Here is a 22654-nt window from a genome sequence, read left to right on the forward strand (position 1 = left end):
GCTTAAACTTTAAAAGGTACTTCGGGTACATCCACACATCCATCATATCCACCGGGAATCATTTCGTAATTGGTGTAATTTGTAAGAAAATACTCAGAACTTGTAAAGGCGAGAATAACCTGCTCTTTGGAAAAGTCAAAAAATGATTTTCCTTCATCTGCATCCTCATTGTCCAAACCAAGAAGGATATTTTCCCTGTCCGAAATTCCCAATGAATCAAAGCTTTTCAAAAAAGTATCCTGTGCAATTCCTTCAAGTAAATCCAGACCATTGACAAATAATTTTTGCTCTTCTTCAGGATAACAATTGGCAATCAGTTTGTCCAAAAACCGATGAATATTCAATTGAACAGCGCCTAAAGTATCGGTTTCCGGTAAAAAAGTATCAACCATTTTCTCCAAATTCAATCTTTGCTTCTCGGTCAAAGGAAGACTTTTTACCAGAACATTCTCATCCATAATCTCACCAGGCTTACATCCTGGAAAAGCCATCATCCCCCATACTGTGATGGCCAAAGATTTCATCATTGTCCTTCTATCCATTCTAAAAGCAAAAAAATAATCTTCAAATTGTCTAATAAAATTGGATAAAAGGCTGAAATCGGTGGGGAAATAAAAAAAGCATGAGACAATATCCCATGCTTTTTGGTAAGAAACCAACAACCATGTAAAAACTACCTTATCAATTTGGAACTAATACCTTGTCAATTACATGAATTATGCCATTAGATGCTTCGACTGTACCGATGATTTTTCCTCCATTAATGAATACATCGCCGTTGCCATCCACTGTTACTTCCACAGATCTTCCATCAGCTGTACCCATTTTTCTGCCATTGACAAAATCACCGGGCTTGTACACACCCAATAGTACATGGTATTCCAAAATATCCCTTAACTTCCTTTGGTTCTCTTTTTTGGTCAAAGTCTCCAAAGTTCCTGCCGGTAAAGCATCAAATGCAGCATTTGTAGGCGCAAATACAGTAAATGGCCCTACATTGGTCAAAGCATCCACATAATCCGCAACCTTCAATGCCGTTACTAAAGTGCTATGGTCTTTAGATGAAACAGCTATCTGGACCACATTGGGATTGGACTGGTCATCCTTAACCCCAGATTGGCCAACATGCTGTACAGCTGATCCCCCAGCTGATGCTTGAGACTGTGTTTCCGATGTACCGCATCCAGCCAAAACCGCCAGGCTAAGTATCCATAAGAGTGTTTTAGATATTTCTTTCATTGTGATTTGGGTTTGAATATGGACGCAAGATATTAAAGGACATTTTTATCCTTTATGACTTATATCATGTTTGGAGATGAATTAAATCTGACTTTTCAATTCAAAACTCAGCGGAGTGCTTGATAAAAGGTAAATTAAAAATGTGGCTGGAAAATATTTCACATTATTTCCTCGCTTATGACAATTGTCATGTTTTTTAAAATCTATACTGGATAATTTTGTCAAGACAACTCCTGAAAACCACCACATGGGCAAGCGCCAAAAAATAAAAAGGAAACTTTTTCAGTACAATCTGATTCCTCCGCACAAATGGAGGCCTGCAGCAACAGTACTAGTGGCTGCAATTTTTGGAATCGGCATTTATTTGATAAGACTTAGCAATGCTACATCCTACCTTTCAGATGATCCTCAGGCTTGTGTCAATTGTCATATTATGACACCCCAATATATTACCTGGACCCGTAGCTCACATAGGGAAGTAGCACATTGCAATGATTGCCATGTTCCCCATGACAATATTGCCAATAAATACTTCTTCAAAGCAAAGGACGGCCTTTATCATGCATCCATATTTACATTAAGGGCAGAGCCCCAAGTGATCCGTGCCCTAGAGCCTTCCATTCAGGTGATTCAAAGCAATTGTATCCGCTGCCATGAATCACAAGTGACAGATGCCAGATTGGCCGGTTTTATTGATAATCATGTAGGCCATAGAACTGACCGGATCTGTTGGGAATGTCACAGAGAAGTACCCCATGGAAAAGTGAAAAGCTTATCTTCTGTAGGACATCAGATTGAACCTATAAAAGCACATGCACCGGCTGATTTGGAAATTATCCCAAAATGGCTCAAAGAATCTATGAATACCAGTAAATAATTAAAAGTCCCATAAAATTCCCACACTATGAAAAACTGGATCCTTTTTATAATTACCGCGGCAATTGTTTTTCTGTTGGCCATGTTGGCCTATTCTATCATGGACAGAAAGACAGAAGCAAGATTTGCCTATCAGCCAAAAGTACAAATCGATGGTATAGAGCCAAGGGATTCTGTCTGGGGCCTGAACTACCCACGGCAATACCAATCTTATATGAGGACTCAGGACACTACCTTTAAAAGCCTGTATAATACCAGTGGTTTCAAAGATGTCCTTGCCGATCAGCCTGAAATGGTTATTTTATGGGCAGGTTATGCATTCAGTAAAGATTATAACCATCCCAGAGGACATGCATGGGCCATCACTGATGTACACAATACCTTAAGAATAGGATCACCTATGGTACCTGGTGACGGACCACAGCCCTCCACCTGCTGGACATGTAAAAGTACAGATGTGCCTAGGCTAATGAGCGAGCTTGGGGTAACTGAGTATTATAGCCAAAAGCTTTCTGATATGGGGACAGATGTAATCAACCCCATTGGTTGTGCCGATTGTCATAATCCCCAGACTATGAATTTGACCATAACCCGCCCTGCATTGATTGAGGCTTTTGAGGCAATGGGCAAAGACATAAATAAAGCTTCGCATCAGGAAATGAGGTCTTTGGTCTGCGCACAGTGCCATGTGGAATATTATTTTGATAGGACCAAACAGGGAAAAGAGAAGGCAGCATATTTGACATTTCCCTGGAAGGATGGACTAAGTGTTGAAAACATAGAGGCTTATTTTGATAAAATTGATTTTGCGGATTGGGTACATCCTATCAGCAAAGCAAGGATGCTAAAAGCCCAACACCCTGATTATGAACTATACGAAATGAGTGTACATGCCAAACGTGGCGTTTCCTGTGCTGACTGCCATATGCCTTATAAAAATGAAGGAGGTCAGAAATTTACAGATCACCATATAGGTTCCCCCCTAAGCAATGTAGAAAACTCCTGCTTTGTCTGCCATAGAGAAAAACAATCAGACCTCATGACTGATGTTTATGAAAGGCAAAGAAAAGTAAAAGAAGGATCGGGCAAAGTCCAAAAATTGATTGCTATGGCACATATTGAGGCAGGAAAAGCTTGGGAATTGGGAGCCACCGAATACCAAATGAAAGATATCCTTATAGGAATTCGTCACGCACAATGGAGATGGGATTATGTCGTGGCTTCCCATGGGGGGGCTTTCCATGCTCCATTGGAATCCAGCAGGATCATTACTTCCGCCACGGATATCATCCAGGAAACCCGCATAAAACTGAGCCGACTATTAGCCTCATTGGGGCACAACAAACCTGTAGAAATGCCGGATTTTAGCAATAAAGCTGTACTACAAGCCTACATCGGTTTAGATATTCCGGCAGAAAAAGCTGCTAAATCCAAATTTCTGGATGAAGTCGTACCAATGTGGCTAAAAGAAGGAAAAGCCAGAGAAGCTAAAAAAGAGGTAAAAACAGTCTCCAGCAGATAAAACACCCAGCACCATGAAGAAGAGATTTGTAACCATATTTAGCCTGGTATTGACTATGGCTTTGAGTGATAGCTTTGCCCAGTTCAATTTGGATGGCCAGATATTACAACGTTCCGAATACCGCAATGGATTCGGCAGCTTGATTAGAGATGGCCAAGATCCTGCCCTATTTACAGCACACAGGGCTAGATTACAGGCACAGTACACTTTGGATAACCTCACATTTTATATGAGTGTACAGGATATCCGGGTATGGGGAAGTACCCCTCAAGTAAAGGCAACGGATAATTTTCTCTCTGTCCATGAGGCTTGGGCACAATTGAAAATTGGAGATTTTTGGTCTGTGAAGTTGGGACGACAGGAATTGAATTATGACAATTTTAGGTTCTTAGGCAATCTGGACTGGGCACTCCAGGCAAGAGCCCATGATTTCGCTCTGGCCAAATATGAGAAAGAAAACATGAAATTCCATTTTGGAGGTGCTTACAACCAGGCGGCACAATCACTTACAGATCAACCATTTCTAGTACCCAATCAGTACAAAATAGCCCAAATGGCGCGGTATGAAAACAAATGGGGTAAAGTCTCCTTCTCCGCTTTATTCTGGAACGATGGTAGGGAATGGCAAAATTTTGACCAAAACGGGGTATTACTGGAAAAAGGCGTGAGGTACAGGTCCACTTTGGGAATACCTACACTCAGGTATAATTCAGGTAATTCCCAAATTTCTGCCTTCTATTATCATCAACTTGGAAAGGATCTCACAGGAAAAGAACTGAATGCATATAATTTCAGCATTGCCTATAACCATACAATTCCTTTGGACAAGGAAGCTGGAAAAATCTGGACTTTATCCCTGGGTACAGAACACATCAGCGGCACCAGTAACCTTGGAGGTGACGGGAACAGATCTTATAATCCACTTTATGGCACCAACCATCTTTTTAATGGGTATATGGATTTATTTTTCGTAGGAGGAACCCATGAAAATTCCGTCGGATTAGAAGATTACTTCCTCAGGTCCAGATATGCTTTCAATAAGAAGTTTTTTCTCCAAAGTGACTACCACTTATTTTATGCCCAAAATGATGTGTTTCGCATAGGTCAACCTGAGGTCCAGCTATTGAACAGTTACTTTGGTTCGGAACTTGATCTTACCTTAGGATGGATTGTATCAGACGCTTTTTCCATTCAGGCAGGCTATAGTCAATTTTTCCACACCGATACATATGCATACCTAAAAAATGTCAGCAATGCTAAGGATACCCAAAACTGGGCATATTTAATGTTGGTTTTTAGGCCCACAATGAAAAATAAATTCATAGGCATCCTACTTTAATATGAAGATTACCAAATTTCTGCTTTCCACAAGAGTTTCCCTGGTTTTATTACTGACATATGCTGTGGCTATGGCAATAGCTACTTTTATTGAAAATGACCATGGTACACCTGTGGCCAGAGCTTTGGTTTATGATTCCTGGTGGTTTGAAATCATACAAATCTGGATGGCCATTAATTTTTTGGCACATATTAAACAGTATAAACTTTTCCATGGCAACCGCTGGCCTGTGGGACTTTTTCATGTGGCATTTGTTATTATCCTACTCGGGTCAGGTATAACAAGGTATTTTAGCCAGGAGGGAATGATGCATATACGGGAAGGTGAAGAGGAAAATACCTTTTTTACTACAGAAAAATACCTCCAGATAAAAAACGCTACAAGTGGACATACTCTGGAGAAACCACTTTTACTTCTTTCTAAAGGATTCAGCCAAAAAACAATTGATGCAGAATTGGAAGGTCAAAGTATCCAGATTGTATTTACCGATTACATTCAAGGTGCCACTGAAGCCTTTGAAGAAGGAGAAAACACTTATGTGGATCTGGCAGTTGCAATGGGTGCCGGCAGGGAAGATTATCTGATAGACAATGGCCGATTTATCCAATTGGGAGATTTGACCCTGAGTACAAAAAACGATCCCATTCATCCCATCAGAATTTATAAAGAAGAAGGCCAATGGCTGTTAGGTACAGATGTACATCTCCAAATGATGGAAATGAACAGTCAAAAAATGGGAAATATGCAACCGGGAGAAACTTCCCCCCTTCAACTAAGAACATTATATCAATGGGATGAGGGAGCTTTCTTGATAAAAAGTATCCAGGAAAATGCCAAAGTAATCTACTTGCCTGAAGAGGATGAGCAGATCGCTAAGAATCTTTTGGATGTTGTTCATTTTAGGGTTTTGGACAAGGAAGGGAAAGAATTAACGGAGGCATATACCAAAATAGTAAGTTTAAATCCCAGTTGGTCGCATTTTTCATATGAGGGTCAAACTTTCAGCATTACCTATGGCCCTAAGGCAATAACTCTCCCCTATTCCCTATACCTGAGCAAGTTTGACCTTGAAAGGTACCCAGGAAGCCAAAGCCCATCCAGTTATGCCAGTGAAGTCATGGTGATGGATGGAGAAGATGAATTTCCATACAGGATATTCATGAACAATGTACTGGATTATAGAGGCTACAGGTTTTATCAATCCTCTTACGATACCGATGAAAAAGGGACCATCCTTTCGATCAACCAGGACAGACCTGGAACATACATTACCTACCTTGGATATGCTTTGCTAACTATAGGGATGTTTTTTACTCTCTTTGCAAAAGGAAGCAGATTCCATATCCTCAATAAAAAGGTAATCAGAAGCAACGAAAAAAGTCTAAAGGAAGAAGTAACTGGCTCTAAGCTTCACCCACTGGTATTGACTTCCTTAATATTAGCCCTATTGATCTTTTCTTGGTCCATGAATGGACCCAAGAATACTGAAAAAGGATTTTGGATTCCAAAATCCCATGCCGATGCTTATGGCCGGTTAATAGTCCAGGATCTTGATGGCAGGATGAAGCCATTGAATACTTTGGCACATGAAATTGTCAGGAAAATCTCTGGCAATACTTACATTGAGATTTCCAATGAAGGGGATAACATCAGGCTCAGCCCTGAACAATTTTTACTTGCCCTTCAAATGGATCCAAAAGGATTCAGTGAGCGCCCTTTGATCAAAATAGATCAAGAAAAATCCCAAAAAGTATTTGATGTTTTGGGTATAACACCAACTAGCAAATTGAGTTTCATGGAATTTGTGAATGAGGAAGGTGAGTATAAAATCCAACATTTGGTAGAAGAAGCAAACCTCCTGAAACCTTCACAGAGAAATGATGGCCACAATGAAATTCTTAAGACAGATGAACGATTCAACATTTTCTATGGTTTGCTTACTGGGGATTTTCTAAGGCTTTTTCCCAACCGATGGGATGCCAACCAAACCTGGTTTACAGGGCAGCAATTCATGCAGGGCTTTGATGAAGAAGATGCCGTATTTGTCAAAAACATTACACCGCTTTACCTACAGGCGATTCAAAAGGCTATAGATTCAGGAAATTGGCAAGAGGCCGAAGAAACACTATCCTATATCTCCTTATACCAACAAAAAGCCGGTGAGGAGGTCTACCCCAGTCAATCAGCCATTAATGCCGAATTGCTATATACCAAACTCAATTTAGGCACCAGGCTATTTGGACCTTTTTGGTTACTTGGACTGATCATGCTAGTTTTTGCCGTTTGGATGCTGTTCCGCAAAAATCCATTTATTCAAAAATTCTGGAATTTGGGAGTCCTGTTAAGCTGGATAGGCTTTTTGATTTTTAGCTTTCATTTGGGCTTACGCTGGTACATTGCCAAGCATCCACCCTGGAGTGATGGTTTTGAAATGTTGGTTTTCGTAGCATGGGGTGTATTATTTTTTGGCTTACTCTTTGCCAAAAAATCCAAGTTTACAGTTCCCTTGGGCTTAATTTTCGCAGGTACTTTGTTATTTGTGGGCTTTTTGGATTGGTTGAACCCGGAAATAACCAACCTTATGCCTGTCTTACATTCTTATTGGCTCAAAATCCATGTAGCCATCATAGTAAGTGGCTATGCCCCTTTGGCCCTGTCAGCCATTATTGGTTTATTATGCCTAATTTTCCTGATCTTCAAACCCAAAATAGCAGAAAAGTCATGGTTTTCGAACATCCGGGAACTGCAGATAGTCAATGAAATGTCCATTACTATAGGGCTATTTCTATTGACAATCGGGACATTTTTGGGCGGGGTTTGGGCCAATGAAAGCTGGGGACGCTACTGGGCATGGGATCCAAAAGAAACTTGGGCTTTGATTTCAGTAATTGTCTATGCCATAGTATTGCATATCAGGCTGGTACCAAGCCTGAAAAGCAGCCTGCTTTATAACGTGGCCAGCCTCTGGGCATTCAGTGCCATCATCATGACTTCCTTTGGAGTCAATTACTACTTATCCGGCCTTCATTCATACGCCAAAGGAGATCCTGTTCCTGTACCTTATTGGGTTTATTGGACAGCATTTGTCCTTTTGGCAATTACCATTGGGGCAGTTGTGAAATTCAAAAAAATGAGCGAAGAGGAAAAAAGGTCCTTGATGGCCTAGATAAATCTTGCAAGGACCGTTTCTCCACTTTCCACTTCCTCTGCCAGTTGCTTAAGACTTTTAGCCGTAAGCATATGTAGAATATGGGTCCTGACCACCTTCACTTCAGTATGCAAGGGACAAGGGTTTGTTTCGGAACATTGGTTAAGTCCTAGGCTACAACCCTCAAAAAGGCCAGGGCCATCGATGGCTACTACCAGGTCTTTTAAAGTGAATTTTTCGTGAGCTTTGTCCACATAAAAGCCACCCGTCGGCCCCTTCATCGAACCGATAACCTTTTTCCTTACAAGCTCTTGAAGGATTTTAGCAGTAAAGGGCTCTGGTGCATCTACATGTTCTGCGATTTCTTTTGCACCAACTTTATTGTTATTGAGACTTTGCTTCCAAATATAAATGACAGATCTGATTCCGTATTGACAAGCTTTTGAGAACATATTAATTATTAGCTGTTTAGGATCATGAATTTATTAAGTTCCGGCAATTTATCTCTATTGCCGGTTAAAAGAAAGATATGTTCATCCTTTTATCTGCAAAAATCATAAAAAAATATTAAAGGATATTTTTGTCCTTATTATAAAAAAGGATATATTTGTCCTGTAATCAAAAAGCAATGTTCTCCAAAGCCTGTAAATATGCCATAAATGCCATGATCTATGTGGCCACATTGCCCCAAGATACAGAAAGGGCAGGATTGAAGGATATTTCTAAAGCTATCAATTCTCCGGAAGCCTTTACAGCAAAGATTCTACAAAGCTTGGTAAAGGATGAATTGTTGAGCTCCACCAAAGGCCCACATGGGGGCTTTGCACTCAATGGAAAGCCGGAAGAAATCTTTCTTTCCCAAATAGTACAATCTATTGATGGCGATTCCCTATTTGTTGGATGTGCCTTAGGTTTTGAAAATTGTTCTGAAAACCACCCCTGCCCTGTTCACCATAAGTTTAAGGCAATCAGGGACCACCTTACGGGTATGCTTTTAACCACAAGTTTAAAAGATGTGGCTGACAGGGTGAATATTGGAATTAGCTTTCTGAGATATTAAAAAAAATTTACAAAAATAAAAGACAAAAACATCTTTAAATTATGGAAACTCTAGCAGAAAAAAAGGTTGGTAAAATTGTAGCAGATAATTTCAAAACTGCAAAGGTATTTACAAAGTATGGGATAGATTTTTGCTGCAAAGGTGCCATTCCACTACAGGAAGCCTGTGAAAAGAACAGCGTCTCTTTAAATCAGATCTTAAGTGAATTAAGTCAAGCTCTAAAGGAAGAAGAGGCTTCAAACTATAAAGATTTCAACCTTTCTGAATTGATTGATCATATCATTCTCACCCATCACCAATATGTCGAAAATACTATTCCTCCTCTTAAGGCCTATTTATTGAAGCTGGCAACTGTTCATGGAGACAGGCATCCTGAATTACTGGAAATCAGAGATTTATTCTTGGAAGCTGCCGATGCTCTGACTGTTCACATGAAAAAAGAAGAGTTGATCCTCTTTCCTTATATCAAAGCTATGGAAGAGGCTGACCGATCCCATTTCACACTCTCAGCACCCCATTTTGGACATGTGAAAAATCCCATTCATATGATGGAAGAAGACCATGATTCTGAAGGGGAAAGATTCAGAATAATTTCCCAATTAAGCGATACCTACTCCACACCAGCTGATGGATGTCAGACCTATCGAGTTGCCTATGCTATGTTGAAGGAATTTGAAGAGGACCTTCACACCCATATCCATTTGGAAAACAATATCCTGTTCCCAAAGGCCATCGCGCTGTTTGAAAAATTGAATGCTTAATACCATGAGGTTCTCTAAAGTCCATATCGAATACCGCCAAGAAAATCCAAACTGGAAAAGTTCTTTGTCTATCCATTGGATGAGATGGGCGGTATTCTTTTTCTTTATGGCTTCAATATTTGGACTACTTCTAAGATATTTTTTTGTAGCTGGGTCAGGTATATTTGAATACAAACATGTGCTTCATGCCCATTCACACATTGCCATTTTGGGTTGGGGCTTCCTGTTAATTGGAGGAACTATTGTCTTTTCCTTTGTAGAAAACCAAGTAAGGCTCAAAACTTACAAAAAATTTCTGTTTGCATTTGTTTTAACCACTATTGGTATGATGCTCAGTTTCCCTGTTCAGGGTTATGGAGTATTCAGTATAGCCTTTTCTGCAATACATGTATTGATCAGCTACTTTTTTGCTTATAAATTATTTAAAGACCTTTCCCATATTTCAAATGGAACTGCTAAAAGCCTGATTCAGTATGCATTGATCTGGATGTTGGTATCAAGTATTGGTTTATGGGCTATAGCGCCTATTGGCACCCTCCTTGGAAAAATCCATCCTCTTTACTTTCTAAGCGTACAATGGTTTTTACATTTCCAGATGAATGGATGGTTTATGTATGCCATTTTGGGAATCCTCGCATATCATCTTGAATCAAAAGGTTGGGAAATCCCAATGAGCCATTCAAAGTTAGGGTTACTTCACCTCTCATTGCTATTCACATTTGCTTTTCCAACTTCCTGGAGCTACAATTTTGATTTCTTACTATATCTCAACGGGGTCGGAGTTATCCTTCAGGCAATTGCCTACGCTTGGATCCTGATGCCTTTCATTGCTCAGGCATTTCCCCGAATGGCTATGCCAGCAGGTTGGATCAACAAAATGATTTATGTTGGAATTATCAGTTTGATTTTAAAAGCACTGATCCAGTTGGCGCTCATCATTCCAGAAGTAGCATCTATCTCTTCAACTATCAGAATGTACTTCATAGGTTTTATTCACCTATTGATGCTCGGAGCATTGACCTTTGGAATCAGTGCATTAATAATCAAAAACAACGGATTGCCTAAGAATAGCTTTTGTAAATGGGGCTGGACCATTTTGATCATTGCCTTTTTGGCTACCGAGCTCTTATTATTTGGACAGGGTACATTGATCTGGGCCAAATTAGGCTTCCTTCCCCAGTACCATCTGATCTTGTTTCTGGCATCCCTCCTCTTTCCAGTAGCCCTGAGCATGGTTTTAATCGGTCTATTTCAAGCTAAAAAGAAGTCAGAAATTCCCATGACCATCATCGAAAAAAATATAACCCAAATTTCAATAAACAATCAAACTATGAAAAAAACAATGATTATGTCATTAGGAGCAGTTCTAATCCTAATGGCAAGTTGCGGAGGAAGCGGTGGATCAGATCAAGGGAAATATACTCCTCCTTCTTCAAACACAAAAGAAAAAGTGGCTGACCCTAAAGGCATCGGAGAGATCCGGAATGTGGATTTGGGCGATGGTATAGATGAGGCAATGGCTAATAATGGAAAGGCCATTTTGGACATGAAGTGTACTGCCTGCCATCAATTAAATGACAAAAGAGTTGTCGGACCTGGTTTCCAGGGAATTACCAACCGAAGAAGACCAGAGTGGATCATGAACATGATTACGAATGTCGATGTAATGCTGGACGAAGATCCGGTAGCACAGGCCCTTTTGGAGGAATGTCTCACAAGAATGCCTAATCAAAATATTTCTCTGGATGAATCAAGGGATATCCTGGAATTCCTAAGAAAAAATGACCTTGAAAAAACAGGTAGCAAGGATGCTGCAATCAAATAAAAAATCCAAAAAACCCCAATACAATGAAAACAAAATTATGGTTACTGGCAGGAGCCGCTGTAGCAATGGCTCTAGCCAATGGGTGTAAACCTAAAGGAGCGCAATCTGCCCTCTCTGGTGATGCAGCCAGTAAAGTATATGTCGCCCCAGGCCAACATGATGAATTTTACAACATCATTTCCGGAGGGTTCAATGGACAAATGTCTGTAGTAGGTCTGCCTTCAGGCAGGGTATTTAAAATATTGCCGGTTTTCTCTGTCCATCCTGAAAACGGTTGGGGCTTTTCTGAAGAAACCAAGCCAATGTTGAATACTTCCCATGGATTTGTCCCTTGGGATGATTTGCACCATATCGCCATTTCCACTACCAATGCGGAACATGATGCCAGATGGGCTTTTGGTAATGCCAACAATACCCCCAGGATCGCAAGAGTGGACTTGACTACATTCAAAACTGTAGAAATCATCGAAATCCCCAATTCAGGTGGAAATCACTCCTCTCCATTCATTACGGAAAATACAGAATATGTGGTCGCAGGTACCAGATTCTCTGTGCCTACTGGTGATGATAACCAAAGGGATGTTCCGATTGAAACTTATAAAGAGAACTTCAGAGGTACGATTTCCTTTATTTCAGTTGACAAAGAGCATGGAGATATGGATATCGCCTTCCAATTGGAAGCTCCTCCTTTCAACTTTGATTTAGCACGTGCAGGAAAGAAAAAATCCCATGGATGGTTCTTTTTCTCTACATACAATACTGAAATGGCCCATACCCTTTTGGAAGTGAATGCTTCCCAAAAAGATAAGGACTTTATCATGGCGGTTAACTGGAAAAAGGCTGAGGAATATATCAAACAAGGCAAAGGCAAGAAAGTCAAAGCAAAGTATGCCCATAACAAATGGAATGAGGAAACGCATATGGCAACTTCAGTGATCAAAGATGAGGTATTGTCTTTGGACCCGAGGGAGCTGAAAGACATTATCTACTTCATTCCTTGTCCAAAATCTCCACATGGAACCGATACTGACCCAAGTGGAGAATATATTGTGGGTTCAGGTAAGCTGGCTGCCATTATCCCAGTATTCTCATTCACCAAAATGTTGAAAGCAATCGAAAATCAAGATTTTGAAGGTTCAGTTGACGGAATGCCAGTATTGAGATACGAGTCTGTACTACACGGTGAAGTAGAAAAACCAGGTTTGGGACCTCTACACACTGAGTTTGACGGCAAAGGCAATGCCTATACTTCCTTCTTCGTTTCTTCTGAAGTAGTAAAATGGAACATTGAAACCTTGCAGGTATTGGACAGAGTCCCAACCTACTATTCTGTAGGTCACTTGATGATCCCTGGTGGACCTACCGGTAAACCCCATGGAAAATATTTGGTAGCGTACAACAAAATCACCAAAGACAGGTATTTGCCTACCGGACCAGAATTGGCTCACTCAGCACAGCTTTATGATATTTCCGGAGACAAAATGCAGCTTTTGTTAGACTTCCCTACAATAGGTGAACCTCACTACGCAGAGGCATTCCCTGCCACATTGATCAAAGACAAACAGGTGAAATTCTATCCTTTAGAGAAAAACAACCATCCAAGAGCACTGAAGGGCATCAATGATGCCAGGGTGGTTAGAGAAGGAAATAAAGTTCACGTTTACATGACTACCATCAGGTCCAATTTTAGACCGGACAATATTGAAGGTATTCGTGTAGGTGATGAGGTTTATTTCCATGTCACAAACCTAGAGCAGGATTGGGATGTGCCCCATGGATTTGCTGTCAAAGGTGCCAATACTGCTGAGTTGTTGATCATGCCAGGAGAAACCTCAACCTTAAAATGGATTCCTGACAGAGTGGGTGTGTTCCCATTCTACTGTACAGACTTCTGTTCAGCTTTGCATCAAGAAATGCAAGGTTATATCAGGGTCTCTCCAGCAGGAAGCAATGTACCGCTCAAATACAGTACCGGTGTAGCAGAATAGTTGATAATCACCCCATACCGCTGGCCCAGTGCCAGCGGTACTTTACTCCAAAAAAATGAAAAATATAAGCTCCGTTAACCGCTTACTTATCGCTTTATGCGCGGTGCTGATGATTTCAGCCTACTTTACTCCCTTGTGGCAGATCAGTCTTTGGGCACCCCAATATCCTGAAGGCCTCAATATGAAAATATGGATTGATCACTTAAGTGGGGATGTGGACATTATCAATGGTGTTAACCACTACATTGGCATGAAGCATATTGGGGTAGAAATGTTTCCTGAATTCTCTTATTTGGTCTATGTATTTGGATTCATAATAGGATTTGGCTTTTTGGCTGCGGTGATCGGGAAAAGATGGTCCTTATACACATTCTTTTCAATGATTACGCTATTGGGTATTGGTGTTCTTGTGGACATGTACCTATGGGGCTATGACTATGGCCATAATCTCGATCCAACTGCTGCCATAAAAGTTCCGGGAATGGCCTATCAGCCACCATTGATAGGCTATAAGGAATTGCTGAATTTCCTGGCCTACTCAGGACCTGACACAGGAGGCTGGATTCTTGCTGCGGTAGGTTCCATCATGCTCTATGCGGTAGTTTCAGAAAAATTAAAAAGTAAAAAAGAAAAAGCTTTGGCCTAATAGTCCAAAGACCTCTCTTTCATAACCATGACTAATTTAAATCCAAATACCATGAAAACACATATTTTGCTATTGATATCCCTCTTTTTCTTGATTTCCTGCAGCTCTGAACCAAGAGCCATCAACTATGGGGTGGATGTTTGTCATCATTGTAAAATGAAACTAATGGATCCTCATTATGGAGCTGAAGTGGTCACCAAAAAAGGAAAAGTATACATCTTCGATGATGTGAATTGCCTGATGTCCTTCCTGGAATCCGAAGAAATCAAAGAAGAAACTATCCAGCACCTGCTCATTACAGACTATGAAAATCCTGAAATTTTGACAGATGCTACCATGGCTTTCTATTTAAAATCTGATCAGTTCAAAACGCCAATGGCCAGTCAGATTGTGGCATTTTCAGATTATGAAACCCTGAAAAGTTACAAGGCCAAAAATGGAGGAGTATATATGGCCTGGGGCGAATTGACCACTCAGTTCAAGTAAAATCCATAAAAGCCTAAAGTCAGAATGGACTTGGCAATTTGACCAAAACACATCAATCATGAAAGCCACACACATCATCATAGGCCTGCTTTTGATATGGTTTATACCCACCCAAGCTGCCATCATCGAATTGAAGCCCGGAAACTCAATTCAGGAAGCCATCAATCAGGCTGCTGAAGGAGACACACTGAAAATATTACCTGGAATTTACCTGGAACATGAAATCATTATAAGAAAGCCTTTGACCCTAATTGGAGTGGATTATCCCACCATTGATGCCATGGACAAAGGCAATGTGATTATCGTTGCCGCAGAAAATGTGCATATTGAAGGGCTGAGAATCATCAGGACCGGAAAATCTAACCTGGATGATTCTGCAGGTATTAAATTTTTCGATTCAAAAAACTGTACAATTATCAACAACCGGCTGGAACAAACATTCTTTGGACTACACTTTTCCAATTCTTCCAATCTGACTATCAAAAACAACACCCTCATTTCTGTTGCAGAAAGGGAGTTCCAGACCGGAAATGGCATCCATCTTTGGAAATGCAAGGATTCATTTATTGAAAACAACTTTATCCAAGGACATAGAGATGGTATATACCTGGAATTTGTCACCAATACAGAAAGTAATCATAACATGGTATTGGAGAATAAAAGGTACGGCCTGCATTTTATGTTTTCCCATGAAAACAGTTATTACAAAAATACTTTCAAAAGAAATGGTGCGGGTGTAGCAGTGATGTACACCAGAAATGTCATCATGAAGGAGAACATTTTCGAAGAAAACTGGGGTGCCAGTGCTTACGGAATTCTCCTAAAAGACATTACCGATTCCGAGGTAATTGGAAATATCTTCAGAAAGAACACCATCGGAATTTATATGGAAGGAAGCAGCCGGACAATATTTAAGCGGAATGAATTCAACCAAAACGGCTGGGCAATAAAATTGATGGCAAGCTGCGACCAAAATACCTTTGAAGCCAATAATTTTTTAGGAAATACATTTGACATCAGTACAAATGGTTCTGTGGTCTTAAATACCCTGACCAAAAATTATTGGGACAAATATGAAGGTTATGACCTCAACAAAGACAGAATAGGTGACATTCCCTACAGACCCATCAACCTATTCAGTGTAATAGTAGAAAAAATACCTTCTGCAGTAATTCTATGGAGGAGTTTTCTGGTGACACTTTTGGATAGAATGGAAAAAGTAATACCATCCATCACACCTGAAAATATGATTGATCACTCACCTAAAATGAATCCTTATGATTTCCGTACAGCAAATTCATAAAAAATTCGGCAAACTTGAGGTTTTAAAAGACTTCAACCTTGAGTTTGAAGCCGGTAATAGCTACGCTTTGATGGGGCCTAACGGGTCCGGAAAAACAACTTTGATCAAGATCATTCTAGGTATGGTCATCCCAAATTCAGGAGATGTTTTGGTACAGGGAGAAGCTATCAAAGGAAACTATGCTTACCGATCAAAAATCGGTTATATGCCACAGATAGGCAGGTATCCCGAAAATATCAAAATAGGCCAGTTATTCTCCATGATGCAGGACATCCGCCCCGAAATCAAATCCTATGATATGGAATTGGTAAATGACTTTGGCTTGAACGAGATGTTGGACAAACCCATGCATACCCTCAGTGGGGGAACAAGGCAAAAAGTAAGTGCAGCTTTGGCTTTTATGTTCCAACCGGACATCCTTATCCTAGATGAGCCTACGGCAGGCCTTGATCCAATAGCTGTTGAACTGCTAAAAACCAAAATCAAGAAAGAACGGGAAAAAGGAAAATTGATCATCATTACCTCTCATATCCTGAGTGAATTGGAAGAATTAACCAATCATGCCATCTATATATTTGAAGGTGATGTGTTTTTCAATGATACTGTGGAAAGTCTTAAAGAGATCACAGGAGAAAACCGCTTCTCAACTGCCATTGCCAGGCTAATGGAGTGGAGTTTAAAAAAAAATACCATAAAAACTGAATTGAGCCATGTTTAAGTTATTAAAATACTCCCTTTTGGACATCGTAAAGTCAAGATTTGCCCTGCTTTACACTGTTTTTCTGATACTTGTGGCCATTTCGATCTATCAGGTTTCAGAGGATATGAGCAAGGTGTCCCTGAGTTTGTTGAATATTATGCTGATGATGGTGCCATTGATAGCTGCTATCTTCGCCACCACACATTTTTTCAACAACCTTGAATTTACAGAATTGATGCTTGCCCAGCCAGTAAAAAGAAGAGATGTATTTCTCAGCCAAATCCTTGCGGTGATTGTTGTCCTCAGTCTGGCCATAATTATTGGTTTTGGAGTTCCAATGATCCTCTGGGGTGCAGATGTCACTGTGCTTACCTTACTGGGAATAGGTATTGGTCTAAGTATCATATTTGCAGGATTGGCCTTTATGGCTTCAGTTTTGACCAGAGACAAGGCAAAGGCCATTGGGATCAGCTTATCGTTTTGGATTTACTTCTCCTTAGTTTATGACGGCTTTGTCCTCTATCTGATTTATTCCCTTTCGGATTATCCTTTAGAAAAGACCACTTTAGGACTTGTATTTTTCAATCCGGTGGACTTGGGCAGAATCATCATGCTGATGCAACTCGATATTTCAGCTCTAATGGGATACACTGGAGCATTTTTCCAGCAATTCTTCGGTTCGGCCAAAGGTATTCTCCTCTCCTCAGCGATGATGTTGATCTGGATGCTCTGGCCTATGGGAGTCGCCATGAGGGTATTCAGGAAGAAAGACTTCTAGGCTTAAATTCCATATACTTATCCTTACATTAGCCGGGTTTTGAATAAGGCCCGGCTTTTCCTTTACAAAGGGGAAGTTTATGGAATTTCATACTGATCCGGGTATTAAGTGATCTTTTTGGCTCAAAAAAGAAGTCTTGATTTGTTGAACCCTCCATCCTGCCATTTATTACCCATTCCAAAGAAAATTGAAGGTCTTCCTGGATCAAATAACAGAATGTTAAATCCTTGTTCATCAGAAATCCCTATTTGGATTCCAAAATGATAAGTCTGGCAAATGATCGGTTCATTAATGAATAGGTCCAATGAATGGCTTAGGAAATAGCTGAAGACTGTTTATTGTAATTCAACAGGATTTCTTCCTTCACATTTTGGTGATTATTTTTCTCGTTATTATTCTGCTTATCCAATCTCTTTTCCAGCTCAAAATTTCTCTCCCAGGACAATTCAGGTATTTCATTATTCTTACACAAAAGTTCTGTAAAACACTCTTTAAACAAATAGAAATCAGCCTTTATCACAGAATCCCCCATTGCATTAATCAGTAAGATCGGAGAAAGTAAAATATGAAGGAGCTTCACTGAGTTTTTCTGAACAAAATTACTTTTTCACATTGCCTTGTTAATGATTTAAATCACAGTTTTTAGAACTTCCATTGTATCAACTTGGACAGCGCCAATGCAATTTAATTACCCTTGCACCTCTTTATTCCCAGACAATATGGAAGCCTTCCTCATTATGTATTTACCCCTAAGGTTCTTACTGATGACAATTGTGGCCATTGTCACAAAAATCAGTAAGATGGACCAAGCATTCAAGACTCCAAAAGCCTTTCTCATTTCAGGAAATTCGAAAATAGAACTCAAAATTCTCCCCAACAAGGTTAATTGGAAAAAGCCCCAAAAAGGCCAGATTACAAGATGATAGGGACTTTCCTTTATATTCAAAACCATGGGGAGTATAATGGGGGCATGGGCCCAGATCATTGAGAAAGTAAAGCCTAGGAAGAAAGTATGTAAGTATAAATCATAGTAAAAAATATGATTCTGAAAGAAGAGAAGGATGATCCCATTTAGCGTCAGCCAGACATAACCCACTCTAAGACCAATGCCAATAAATTTATACTGATTTGCTTTTTTAGAAGCTATTTTGGCCATATCAAAATGGAGAAGCCAGAATGAAATAAAGATTGCCGAAGCTCCCATTAGCCAATTGCCATGCTGGTGAAATGGTGTCCAGATTCCAATCAAAAACAAAGCAAGTAAGCCATGTAGGGCATTTTTAGCCCATTTTGGAGTGGGTAAGAATTTACTTAGCTCCAACCTTTCTCCTATGATTGTAAACAAAATAAAACCTATCCACCAAGTAGTAGCAGCAGCTACAAGGCCAGTTTGAATCAGCACAAAATTACCTGCCATCCAAAATACTGCCCCCAAACTCATGATAAACTGGTGTAATGCCGGATGTTTTAGGGTTTGTAAGTACATAATAGCCAATAATCCCATACTTGCTATTAATAAAGTCCACTTCCCTGGGAAAGTCCATCCCGCCATCATCAACGGGACAGACATTCCACAAATCAAAGGAACCAACAACCAAATTCTTTGCTTCATGACCATAGCACGTTCCAGGGAAATCAATGTCCCTAAAAAACCTCCCACCATCCATATTCCATGATTTGCTGCAGCCTCTGGGATCTGAAATTCAGTGTAGCCCAATCGGATACCACCACCGGAGATTCCTGCAATCAAGCCTAAAATCACCAGAGGAAACAGAAATATTGGTTTGATGCTATTCATACTATAAAGGATATTTTTATCCTTTTTTTAAGTGTTAAAAAAGGGGAAATTCATATCCCCTTCATTTCTGTTTCAAAGCTAGCAAAATAACATTATCGGACAAATATATCCTTTATTTTTTTGATAAAATCGGGAAGAAAATTGTTTCCTGAATTAAAACCCTACTTCAGGAACCATAGCCCTCAATTCTTCTTCAAGATCTTGAAGTTGATCTTTCATAAGCTGAATTGCATTTTCAGTATCCAGGCTAACCTGATTGACAAGGTCTTTGTAATACTGAACACCTGAATGCAGGTTATCCTTGAACTTTTCCAGGTAGGCAGCATACTTGGCCGTTTGTTCAGGGAGGCTTTTTTCCATTTCCTTCTGAAGGTGCTGCACATACAATTGCAATTCCTTAATAAAGACATGAGGTCTTTCAGGATCCAATTGCAGTTGGATCTTGCCATAAATATGGTCTACCATATCTTTCAAACTGAAAATTCCTTTAAAATAGGCCATGTTGGGACCAGGACATATAGTCACCGCTTTAAGGTTTCTACGGGGCTGTTCTCCTACACTTAACAAAGCGGGGGCACTCAAACCTTCACATAGACAATCTTTTGCCAATACTTCTTCGAGTTCTTGGCTATCCACCTCTCCTGCTTCATACTGCTTCAATTTCAAATGCTGGTACTCTCTGGAAGCTGTACAAATAGGTTTGGAAGAAAATTCAGTGCTGAATGTCAGGAATTTCTTATAACAAGGACTACCCGGCCTGTTCTTCTCAATCCTGTTCTTCCTTTGTTCTTCACCGCTACTTGTGCGGAGGTTATTGAAAGGCACACCTAAAGGAGAGGCATGGCTCAAATAAAAATCCGATTTTTTGGCATTCAACAGGCGCTGTAGTGTATCTTCATCCACACTGGTAGCTTCAGGAACCAATAGGAAAGGACTCCCCCATCCTGTGCCATCCAACTCATAATAATTCATAAGAAAATTGTTTTCCTCAGAATTGCCTATACCACCCTGATAAGTAATTCTAGGAAACAGATTTTCGGGTAAAGTATGGCAGCCTTTTGCAGCCAGCACTTGGTTACAGGCATCCCTTAAAATGGTTGAGAGCTCGGATTTATTGCTTTTAAATTCTTCCAAAATTGGCCCAACCAATAATCCATCAGTGGCGAAAGCATGACCCCCACAATTCAGTCCGGACTCTATTCTGAATTCTGAAACCCATAAGCCTTTTTTTGCCAAGAATCTCCCTTGAATAAACGCAGAACGGTAATCTGAAACTTTAAGAATAATCCCTTTTTTGCATTTCCCTTCTGCATCAGGGAAAAAATCTTTAAACTGTTCTGCATAAGCAAATAAGGCAGGATTGAGGCCTGCTGAAAACACAACCGAGCCTCTGGCATTGCTCATTGCAAAGCCCCTAAGTGCAGAAAGCGCATCTGAAAACTCACGGGGCAATGCCTGCCCGGCCTGATCATGATTTATTTTGTCGACCTTGGTCATGATATTGACATCAATTTGCCCTGCTGTAATGACCTGGCGAAGTTGTTCCTGAAAAGATTTCTTTTTCTCTTCAGTAGTAAAAAGCATACTTTGATATAATTGGTGGTATGGATGGCCTGTAGGAAGTAATTGAAAGTATTGATTGATGCCTTGGTCATTATCAAAATCCTGATTCCTAATAGCTTCAATCTGTTCATCAACAATCTCCTGTAGAAGGTTCAGGTAAGCAGTTATTCTCCTGGCCCTGTAATCCTCTGTTTTCTCATTTATGAAATTATAAGGGATTTGGAATTTCCTACTGTAAACCCTGCGCATATCTTCAAGGAGGTTATCGTCCATAATAGATACTACAGATGAGATCCCATACTGTGCAATTTTTAATGGAGAATCAACTGTGAAACCCAGCCCCATGACCGGGATATGAAAAGTGTGGGGTGATGGCATAATGGATGAATTTAATGATTATTTGAAGATTCAAAGTTATGTCTATAAGCTGAAAGGGAAGAATTTAAAAAGACCATAAAATGATGATTTTTATCATGAAAAAATAACTTTCATGGTCTTTGGACCAAATTAACCGGACACTTCTTGGACAAATTGTCCAATAAAGGACAGTTGGTTTTCATTACATCCCAAAAAAATCGAATAAAACGGCTTTTTAATTTTGGTATTAGATTTGAAACCATACTTAAAAACATACGATCATGGCAACTTTTCTCCTTTGGCTTATCCTTTTGGTTATCTGTTGGCCTTTGGCCTTGTTGGCTTTTTTGCTTTATCCCATCATTTGGTTGCTGATCCTTCCATTTAGGTTGTTAGGCTTTGCTGTGGATCTTTCCTTCTCATTCATCAGGAATTTGGTCATGTTGCCCTTTAACCTCGTGAAACGATAAAGGTATTTAATTTAGGATCATTTCATTACTATTGTATTATATCAAAATTCTGACTTTTTCCCGAAGGACCGGAACTACCATTTGCTCAAACCAAGGGTTTGATTGATGCCAGAATTTATTTCTGGGAGAAGGATGAATCAAAGGAAAATAATGAGGCAGGTAATCTTCAAAACTCCGAACTGTATCGGTAAGTGTACTTTTCCTTCTCTTTCCCAGATAGTATGCATGAGCATATTGACCTATCAATAGAGTCAGTTTAATATTTGGAAGGTGTTGCCATAGCTTATTATGCCAAGTAGGCGCACATTCAGGCCTGGGAGGCAAATCCCCTCTCTTACCCCTCCCCGGATAACATAAGCCCATGGGTATAATTGAAAATATTCCGGTATCGTAAAATACTTCAGCATCAACATCCAACCACCTTCGCAGCTCCTTACCGCTCAGGTCATTCCATGGTATCCCGGTTGCATGAACTTTTGTTCCAGGTGCCTGTCCTATCACTAATATCTTACTTTCAGGACCCACAGAAAAAACTGGCTTAGGACCTAAAGGAAGTGATGATTCACAAATTCGGCAGGATTTGATTTCTCGGATAAGGTTTTCCAAAATCTCTGTATTCTGATATGACAATAAGGTATCTTATTTCAAGGAATTAACAAAAAATCATAAGATTGGTTATTCAAAAAAGAAAGACAAATTTATCTTTTATTAATGGCTAAACCTAATCTTAGACTGTTTTTTTTCCATGATTTAAGTCAATTGCAAACATGACCAAACTATTTAAGCAAAGTGTTT

21 protein-coding genes are annotated in these 22654 nt (G+C 39.9%); 14 read left to right on the plus strand and 7 right to left on the minus strand.

From position 1 onward, the window contains the following. Window positions 1–2 precede the first annotated feature (2 nt). The gene (locus tag CLV48_RS03400; RefSeq protein WP_106566121.1) at window positions 3–542 is read right to left on the minus strand and encodes a gluconate 2-dehydrogenase subunit 3 family protein; all 540 of its coding nucleotides are present in this window, start codon (window positions 540–542) and stop codon (window positions 3–5) included. Window positions 543–681: 139 nt separating this feature from the next. Further along, window positions 682–1239, minus strand: coding sequence for a fasciclin domain-containing protein (locus CLV48_RS03405; protein ID WP_106565799.1), 558 nt, complete (start codon window positions 1237–1239; stop codon window positions 682–684). 247 nt (window positions 1240–1486) lie between these two features. Here CLV48_RS03405 and nrfH point away from each other — a divergent pair, with 247 nt between their 5' ends. Genes nrfH through CLV48_RS03425 form a run of 4 tightly spaced genes read left to right on the plus strand, consistent with a single transcriptional unit; the run spans window position 1487 to window position 8142 of the window. Further along, window positions 1487–2116, plus strand: coding sequence for a cytochrome c nitrite reductase small subunit (gene nrfH / locus CLV48_RS03410; RefSeq protein ID WP_106565800.1), 630 nt, complete (start codon window positions 1487–1489; stop codon window positions 2114–2116). Between the two features lie 27 nt (window positions 2117–2143). Then, a complete protein-coding gene (nrfA, locus tag CLV48_RS03415) occupies window positions 2144–3637 on the plus strand; it encodes an ammonia-forming cytochrome c nitrite reductase (RefSeq protein ID WP_106565801.1) in 1494 nt (497 codons plus the stop codon). 13 nt (window positions 3638–3650) lie between these two features. Next, window positions 3651–4976 (plus strand): alginate export family protein, encoded by a 1326-nt coding sequence (locus CLV48_RS03420; protein WP_106565802.1) that lies wholly within the window; start codon window positions 3651–3653, stop codon window positions 4974–4976. 1 nt (window position 4977) lies between these two features. Further along, window positions 4978–8142 (plus strand): cytochrome c biogenesis protein CcsA, encoded by a 3165-nt coding sequence (locus CLV48_RS03425; RefSeq protein WP_106565803.1) that lies wholly within the window; start codon window positions 4978–4980, stop codon window positions 8140–8142. Here the strand turns inward: CLV48_RS03425 and CLV48_RS03430 are convergent. Continuing rightward, complete coding sequence (locus tag CLV48_RS03430) at window positions 8139–8576, minus strand: RrF2 family transcriptional regulator (RefSeq protein WP_106565804.1); 438 nt, start codon at window positions 8574–8576, stop codon at window positions 8139–8141. The two genes, CLV48_RS03425 and CLV48_RS03430, sit on opposite strands and share 4 nt — an antisense overlap. Window positions 8577–8752: 176 nt before the next feature. On the opposite strand from CLV48_RS03430, the gene CLV48_RS03435 reads away from it, so the two are divergent. From CLV48_RS03435 to CLV48_RS03475, 9 genes are read left to right on the plus strand one after another with little or no spacing between them, the layout of a single operon-like run. Beyond that, entirely contained in the window at window positions 8753–9184 is a 432-nt protein-coding gene (locus tag CLV48_RS03435) for an RrF2 family transcriptional regulator (protein WP_106565805.1), read from the plus strand. Between the two features lie 41 nt (window positions 9185–9225). Beyond that, window positions 9226–9945: an iron-sulfur cluster repair di-iron protein gene (ric, locus tag CLV48_RS03440; RefSeq protein WP_106565806.1), complete on the plus strand. Its 720-nt coding sequence runs from the start codon at window positions 9226–9228 to the stop codon at window positions 9943–9945. Continuing rightward, window positions 9938–11770, plus strand: a complete 1833-nt coding sequence (locus CLV48_RS03445) for a c-type cytochrome (protein WP_245889468.1) — start codon at window positions 9938–9940, stop codon at window positions 11768–11770. The genes ric and CLV48_RS03445 overlap by 8 nt, the downstream gene beginning before the upstream one ends. A gap of 23 nt (window positions 11771–11793) precedes the next feature. Further along, entirely contained in the window at window positions 11794–13758 is a 1965-nt protein-coding gene (gene nosZ / locus CLV48_RS03450) for a Sec-dependent nitrous-oxide reductase (protein WP_106565807.1), read from the plus strand. Between the two features lie 55 nt (window positions 13759–13813). Next, on the plus strand, window positions 13814–14404 hold the full coding sequence (locus tag CLV48_RS03455; protein WP_106565808.1) for a hypothetical protein: 591 nt from the start codon (window positions 13814–13816) through the stop codon (window positions 14402–14404). A 51-nt stretch (window positions 14405–14455) separates the two neighbouring features. Next, a complete protein-coding gene (locus tag CLV48_RS03460) occupies window positions 14456–14890 on the plus strand; it encodes a nitrous oxide reductase accessory protein NosL (protein ID WP_106566123.1) in 435 nt (144 codons plus the stop codon). A gap of 58 nt (window positions 14891–14948) precedes the next feature. Continuing rightward, a complete protein-coding gene (locus CLV48_RS03465; RefSeq protein ID WP_106565809.1) occupies window positions 14949–16193 on the plus strand; it encodes a nitrous oxide reductase family maturation protein NosD in 1245 nt (414 codons plus the stop codon). Then, window positions 16168–16911, plus strand: coding sequence for an ABC transporter ATP-binding protein (locus CLV48_RS03470; RefSeq protein ID WP_106565810.1), 744 nt, complete (start codon window positions 16168–16170; stop codon window positions 16909–16911). Before CLV48_RS03465 ends, CLV48_RS03470 begins: the two co-directional genes overlap by 26 nt. After that, window positions 16904–17671: an ABC transporter permease subunit gene (locus tag CLV48_RS03475; RefSeq protein ID WP_106565811.1), complete on the plus strand. Its 768-nt coding sequence runs from the start codon at window positions 16904–16906 to the stop codon at window positions 17669–17671. The genes CLV48_RS03470 and CLV48_RS03475 overlap by 8 nt, the downstream gene beginning before the upstream one ends. A gap of 313 nt (window positions 17672–17984) precedes the next feature. On the opposite strand, the gene CLV48_RS03485 is transcribed toward CLV48_RS03475, so the two are convergent. The 3 genes from CLV48_RS03485 to CLV48_RS03495 all read right to left on the minus strand — a co-directional run bounded on the left by CLV48_RS03485 (window position 17985) and on the right by CLV48_RS03495 (window position 21410). After that, complete coding sequence (locus tag CLV48_RS03485) at window positions 17985–18251, minus strand: hypothetical protein (protein ID WP_146140064.1); 267 nt, start codon at window positions 18249–18251, stop codon at window positions 17985–17987. Window positions 18252–18359: 108 nt separating this feature from the next. Then, window positions 18360–19469, minus strand: coding sequence for a hypothetical protein (locus CLV48_RS03490; RefSeq protein WP_106565814.1), 1110 nt, complete (start codon window positions 19467–19469; stop codon window positions 18360–18362). Window positions 19470–19622: 153 nt separating this feature from the next. Next, the gene (locus CLV48_RS03495) at window positions 19623–21410 is read right to left on the minus strand and encodes a hypothetical protein (protein WP_106565815.1); all 1788 of its coding nucleotides are present in this window, start codon (window positions 21408–21410) and stop codon (window positions 19623–19625) included. Between the two features lie 260 nt (window positions 21411–21670). Between CLV48_RS03495 and CLV48_RS03500 the strand changes: the two genes are divergently transcribed. Beyond that, entirely contained in the window at window positions 21671–21859 is a 189-nt protein-coding gene (locus tag CLV48_RS03500) for a hypothetical protein (RefSeq protein ID WP_106565816.1), read from the plus strand. Between the two features lie 36 nt (window positions 21860–21895). On the opposite strand, the gene CLV48_RS03505 is transcribed toward CLV48_RS03500, so the two are convergent. Further along, window positions 21896–22489 carry a uracil-DNA glycosylase family protein gene (locus CLV48_RS03505; RefSeq protein WP_245889469.1) on the minus strand — a complete coding sequence of 198 codons (594 nt, stop codon included), beginning with the start codon at window positions 22487–22489 and terminating at the stop codon, window positions 21896–21898. Between the last annotated feature and the right edge of the window lie 165 nt (window positions 22490–22654).

The organism is Cecembia rubra (genome assembly GCF_003014575.1).
In the GTDB taxonomy this organism is placed as follows: domain Bacteria; phylum Bacteroidota; class Bacteroidia; order Cytophagales; family Cyclobacteriaceae; genus Cecembia_A; species Cecembia_A rubra.

Coding starts and splice junctions, on each gene's coding strand:
- CLV48_RS03455 (WP_106565808.1), top strand. CDS start 13,814: ATGAAAAATATAAGCTCCGTTAACCGCTTACTTATCGCTTTATGCGCG.
- CLV48_RS03400 (WP_106566121.1), bottom strand. CDS start 542: ATGGATAGAAGGACAATGATGAAATCTTTGGCCATCACAGTATGGGGG.
- nosZ (WP_106565807.1), top strand. CDS start 11,794: ATGAAAACAAAATTATGGTTACTGGCAGGAGCCGCTGTAGCAATGGCT.
- CLV48_RS03490 (WP_106565814.1), bottom strand. CDS start 19,469: ATGAATAGCATCAAACCAATATTTCTGTTTCCTCTGGTGATTTTAGGC.
- CLV48_RS03430 (WP_106565804.1), bottom strand. CDS start 8,576: ATGTTCTCAAAAGCTTGTCAATACGGAATCAGATCTGTCATTTATATT.
- CLV48_RS03420 (WP_106565802.1), top strand. CDS start 3,651: ATGAAGAAGAGATTTGTAACCATATTTAGCCTGGTATTGACTATGGCT.
- CLV48_RS03465 (WP_106565809.1), top strand. CDS start 14,949: ATGAAAGCCACACACATCATCATAGGCCTGCTTTTGATATGGTTTATA.
- CLV48_RS03475 (WP_106565811.1), top strand. CDS start 16,904: ATGTTTAAGTTATTAAAATACTCCCTTTTGGACATCGTAAAGTCAAGA.
- CLV48_RS03435 (WP_106565805.1), top strand. CDS start 8,753: ATGTTCTCCAAAGCCTGTAAATATGCCATAAATGCCATGATCTATGTG.
- nrfH (WP_106565800.1), top strand. CDS start 1,487: ATGGGCAAGCGCCAAAAAATAAAAAGGAAACTTTTTCAGTACAATCTG.
- ric (WP_106565806.1), top strand. CDS start 9,226: ATGGAAACTCTAGCAGAAAAAAAGGTTGGTAAAATTGTAGCAGATAAT.
- nrfA (WP_106565801.1), top strand. CDS start 2,144: ATGAAAAACTGGATCCTTTTTATAATTACCGCGGCAATTGTTTTTCTG.
- CLV48_RS03405 (WP_106565799.1), bottom strand. CDS start 1,239: ATGAAAGAAATATCTAAAACACTCTTATGGATACTTAGCCTGGCGGTT.
- CLV48_RS03495 (WP_106565815.1), bottom strand. CDS start 21,410: ATGCCATCACCCCACACTTTTCATATCCCGGTCATGGGGCTGGGTTTC.
- CLV48_RS03425 (WP_106565803.1), top strand. CDS start 4,978: ATGAAGATTACCAAATTTCTGCTTTCCACAAGAGTTTCCCTGGTTTTA.
- CLV48_RS03500 (WP_106565816.1), top strand. CDS start 21,671: ATGGCAACTTTTCTCCTTTGGCTTATCCTTTTGGTTATCTGTTGGCCT.
- CLV48_RS03445 (WP_245889468.1), top strand. CDS start 9,938: ATGCTTAATACCATGAGGTTCTCTAAAGTCCATATCGAATACCGCCAA.
- CLV48_RS03460 (WP_106566123.1), top strand. CDS start 14,456: ATGAAAACACATATTTTGCTATTGATATCCCTCTTTTTCTTGATTTCC.
- CLV48_RS03470 (WP_106565810.1), top strand. CDS start 16,168: ATGATTTCCGTACAGCAAATTCATAAAAAATTCGGCAAACTTGAGGTT.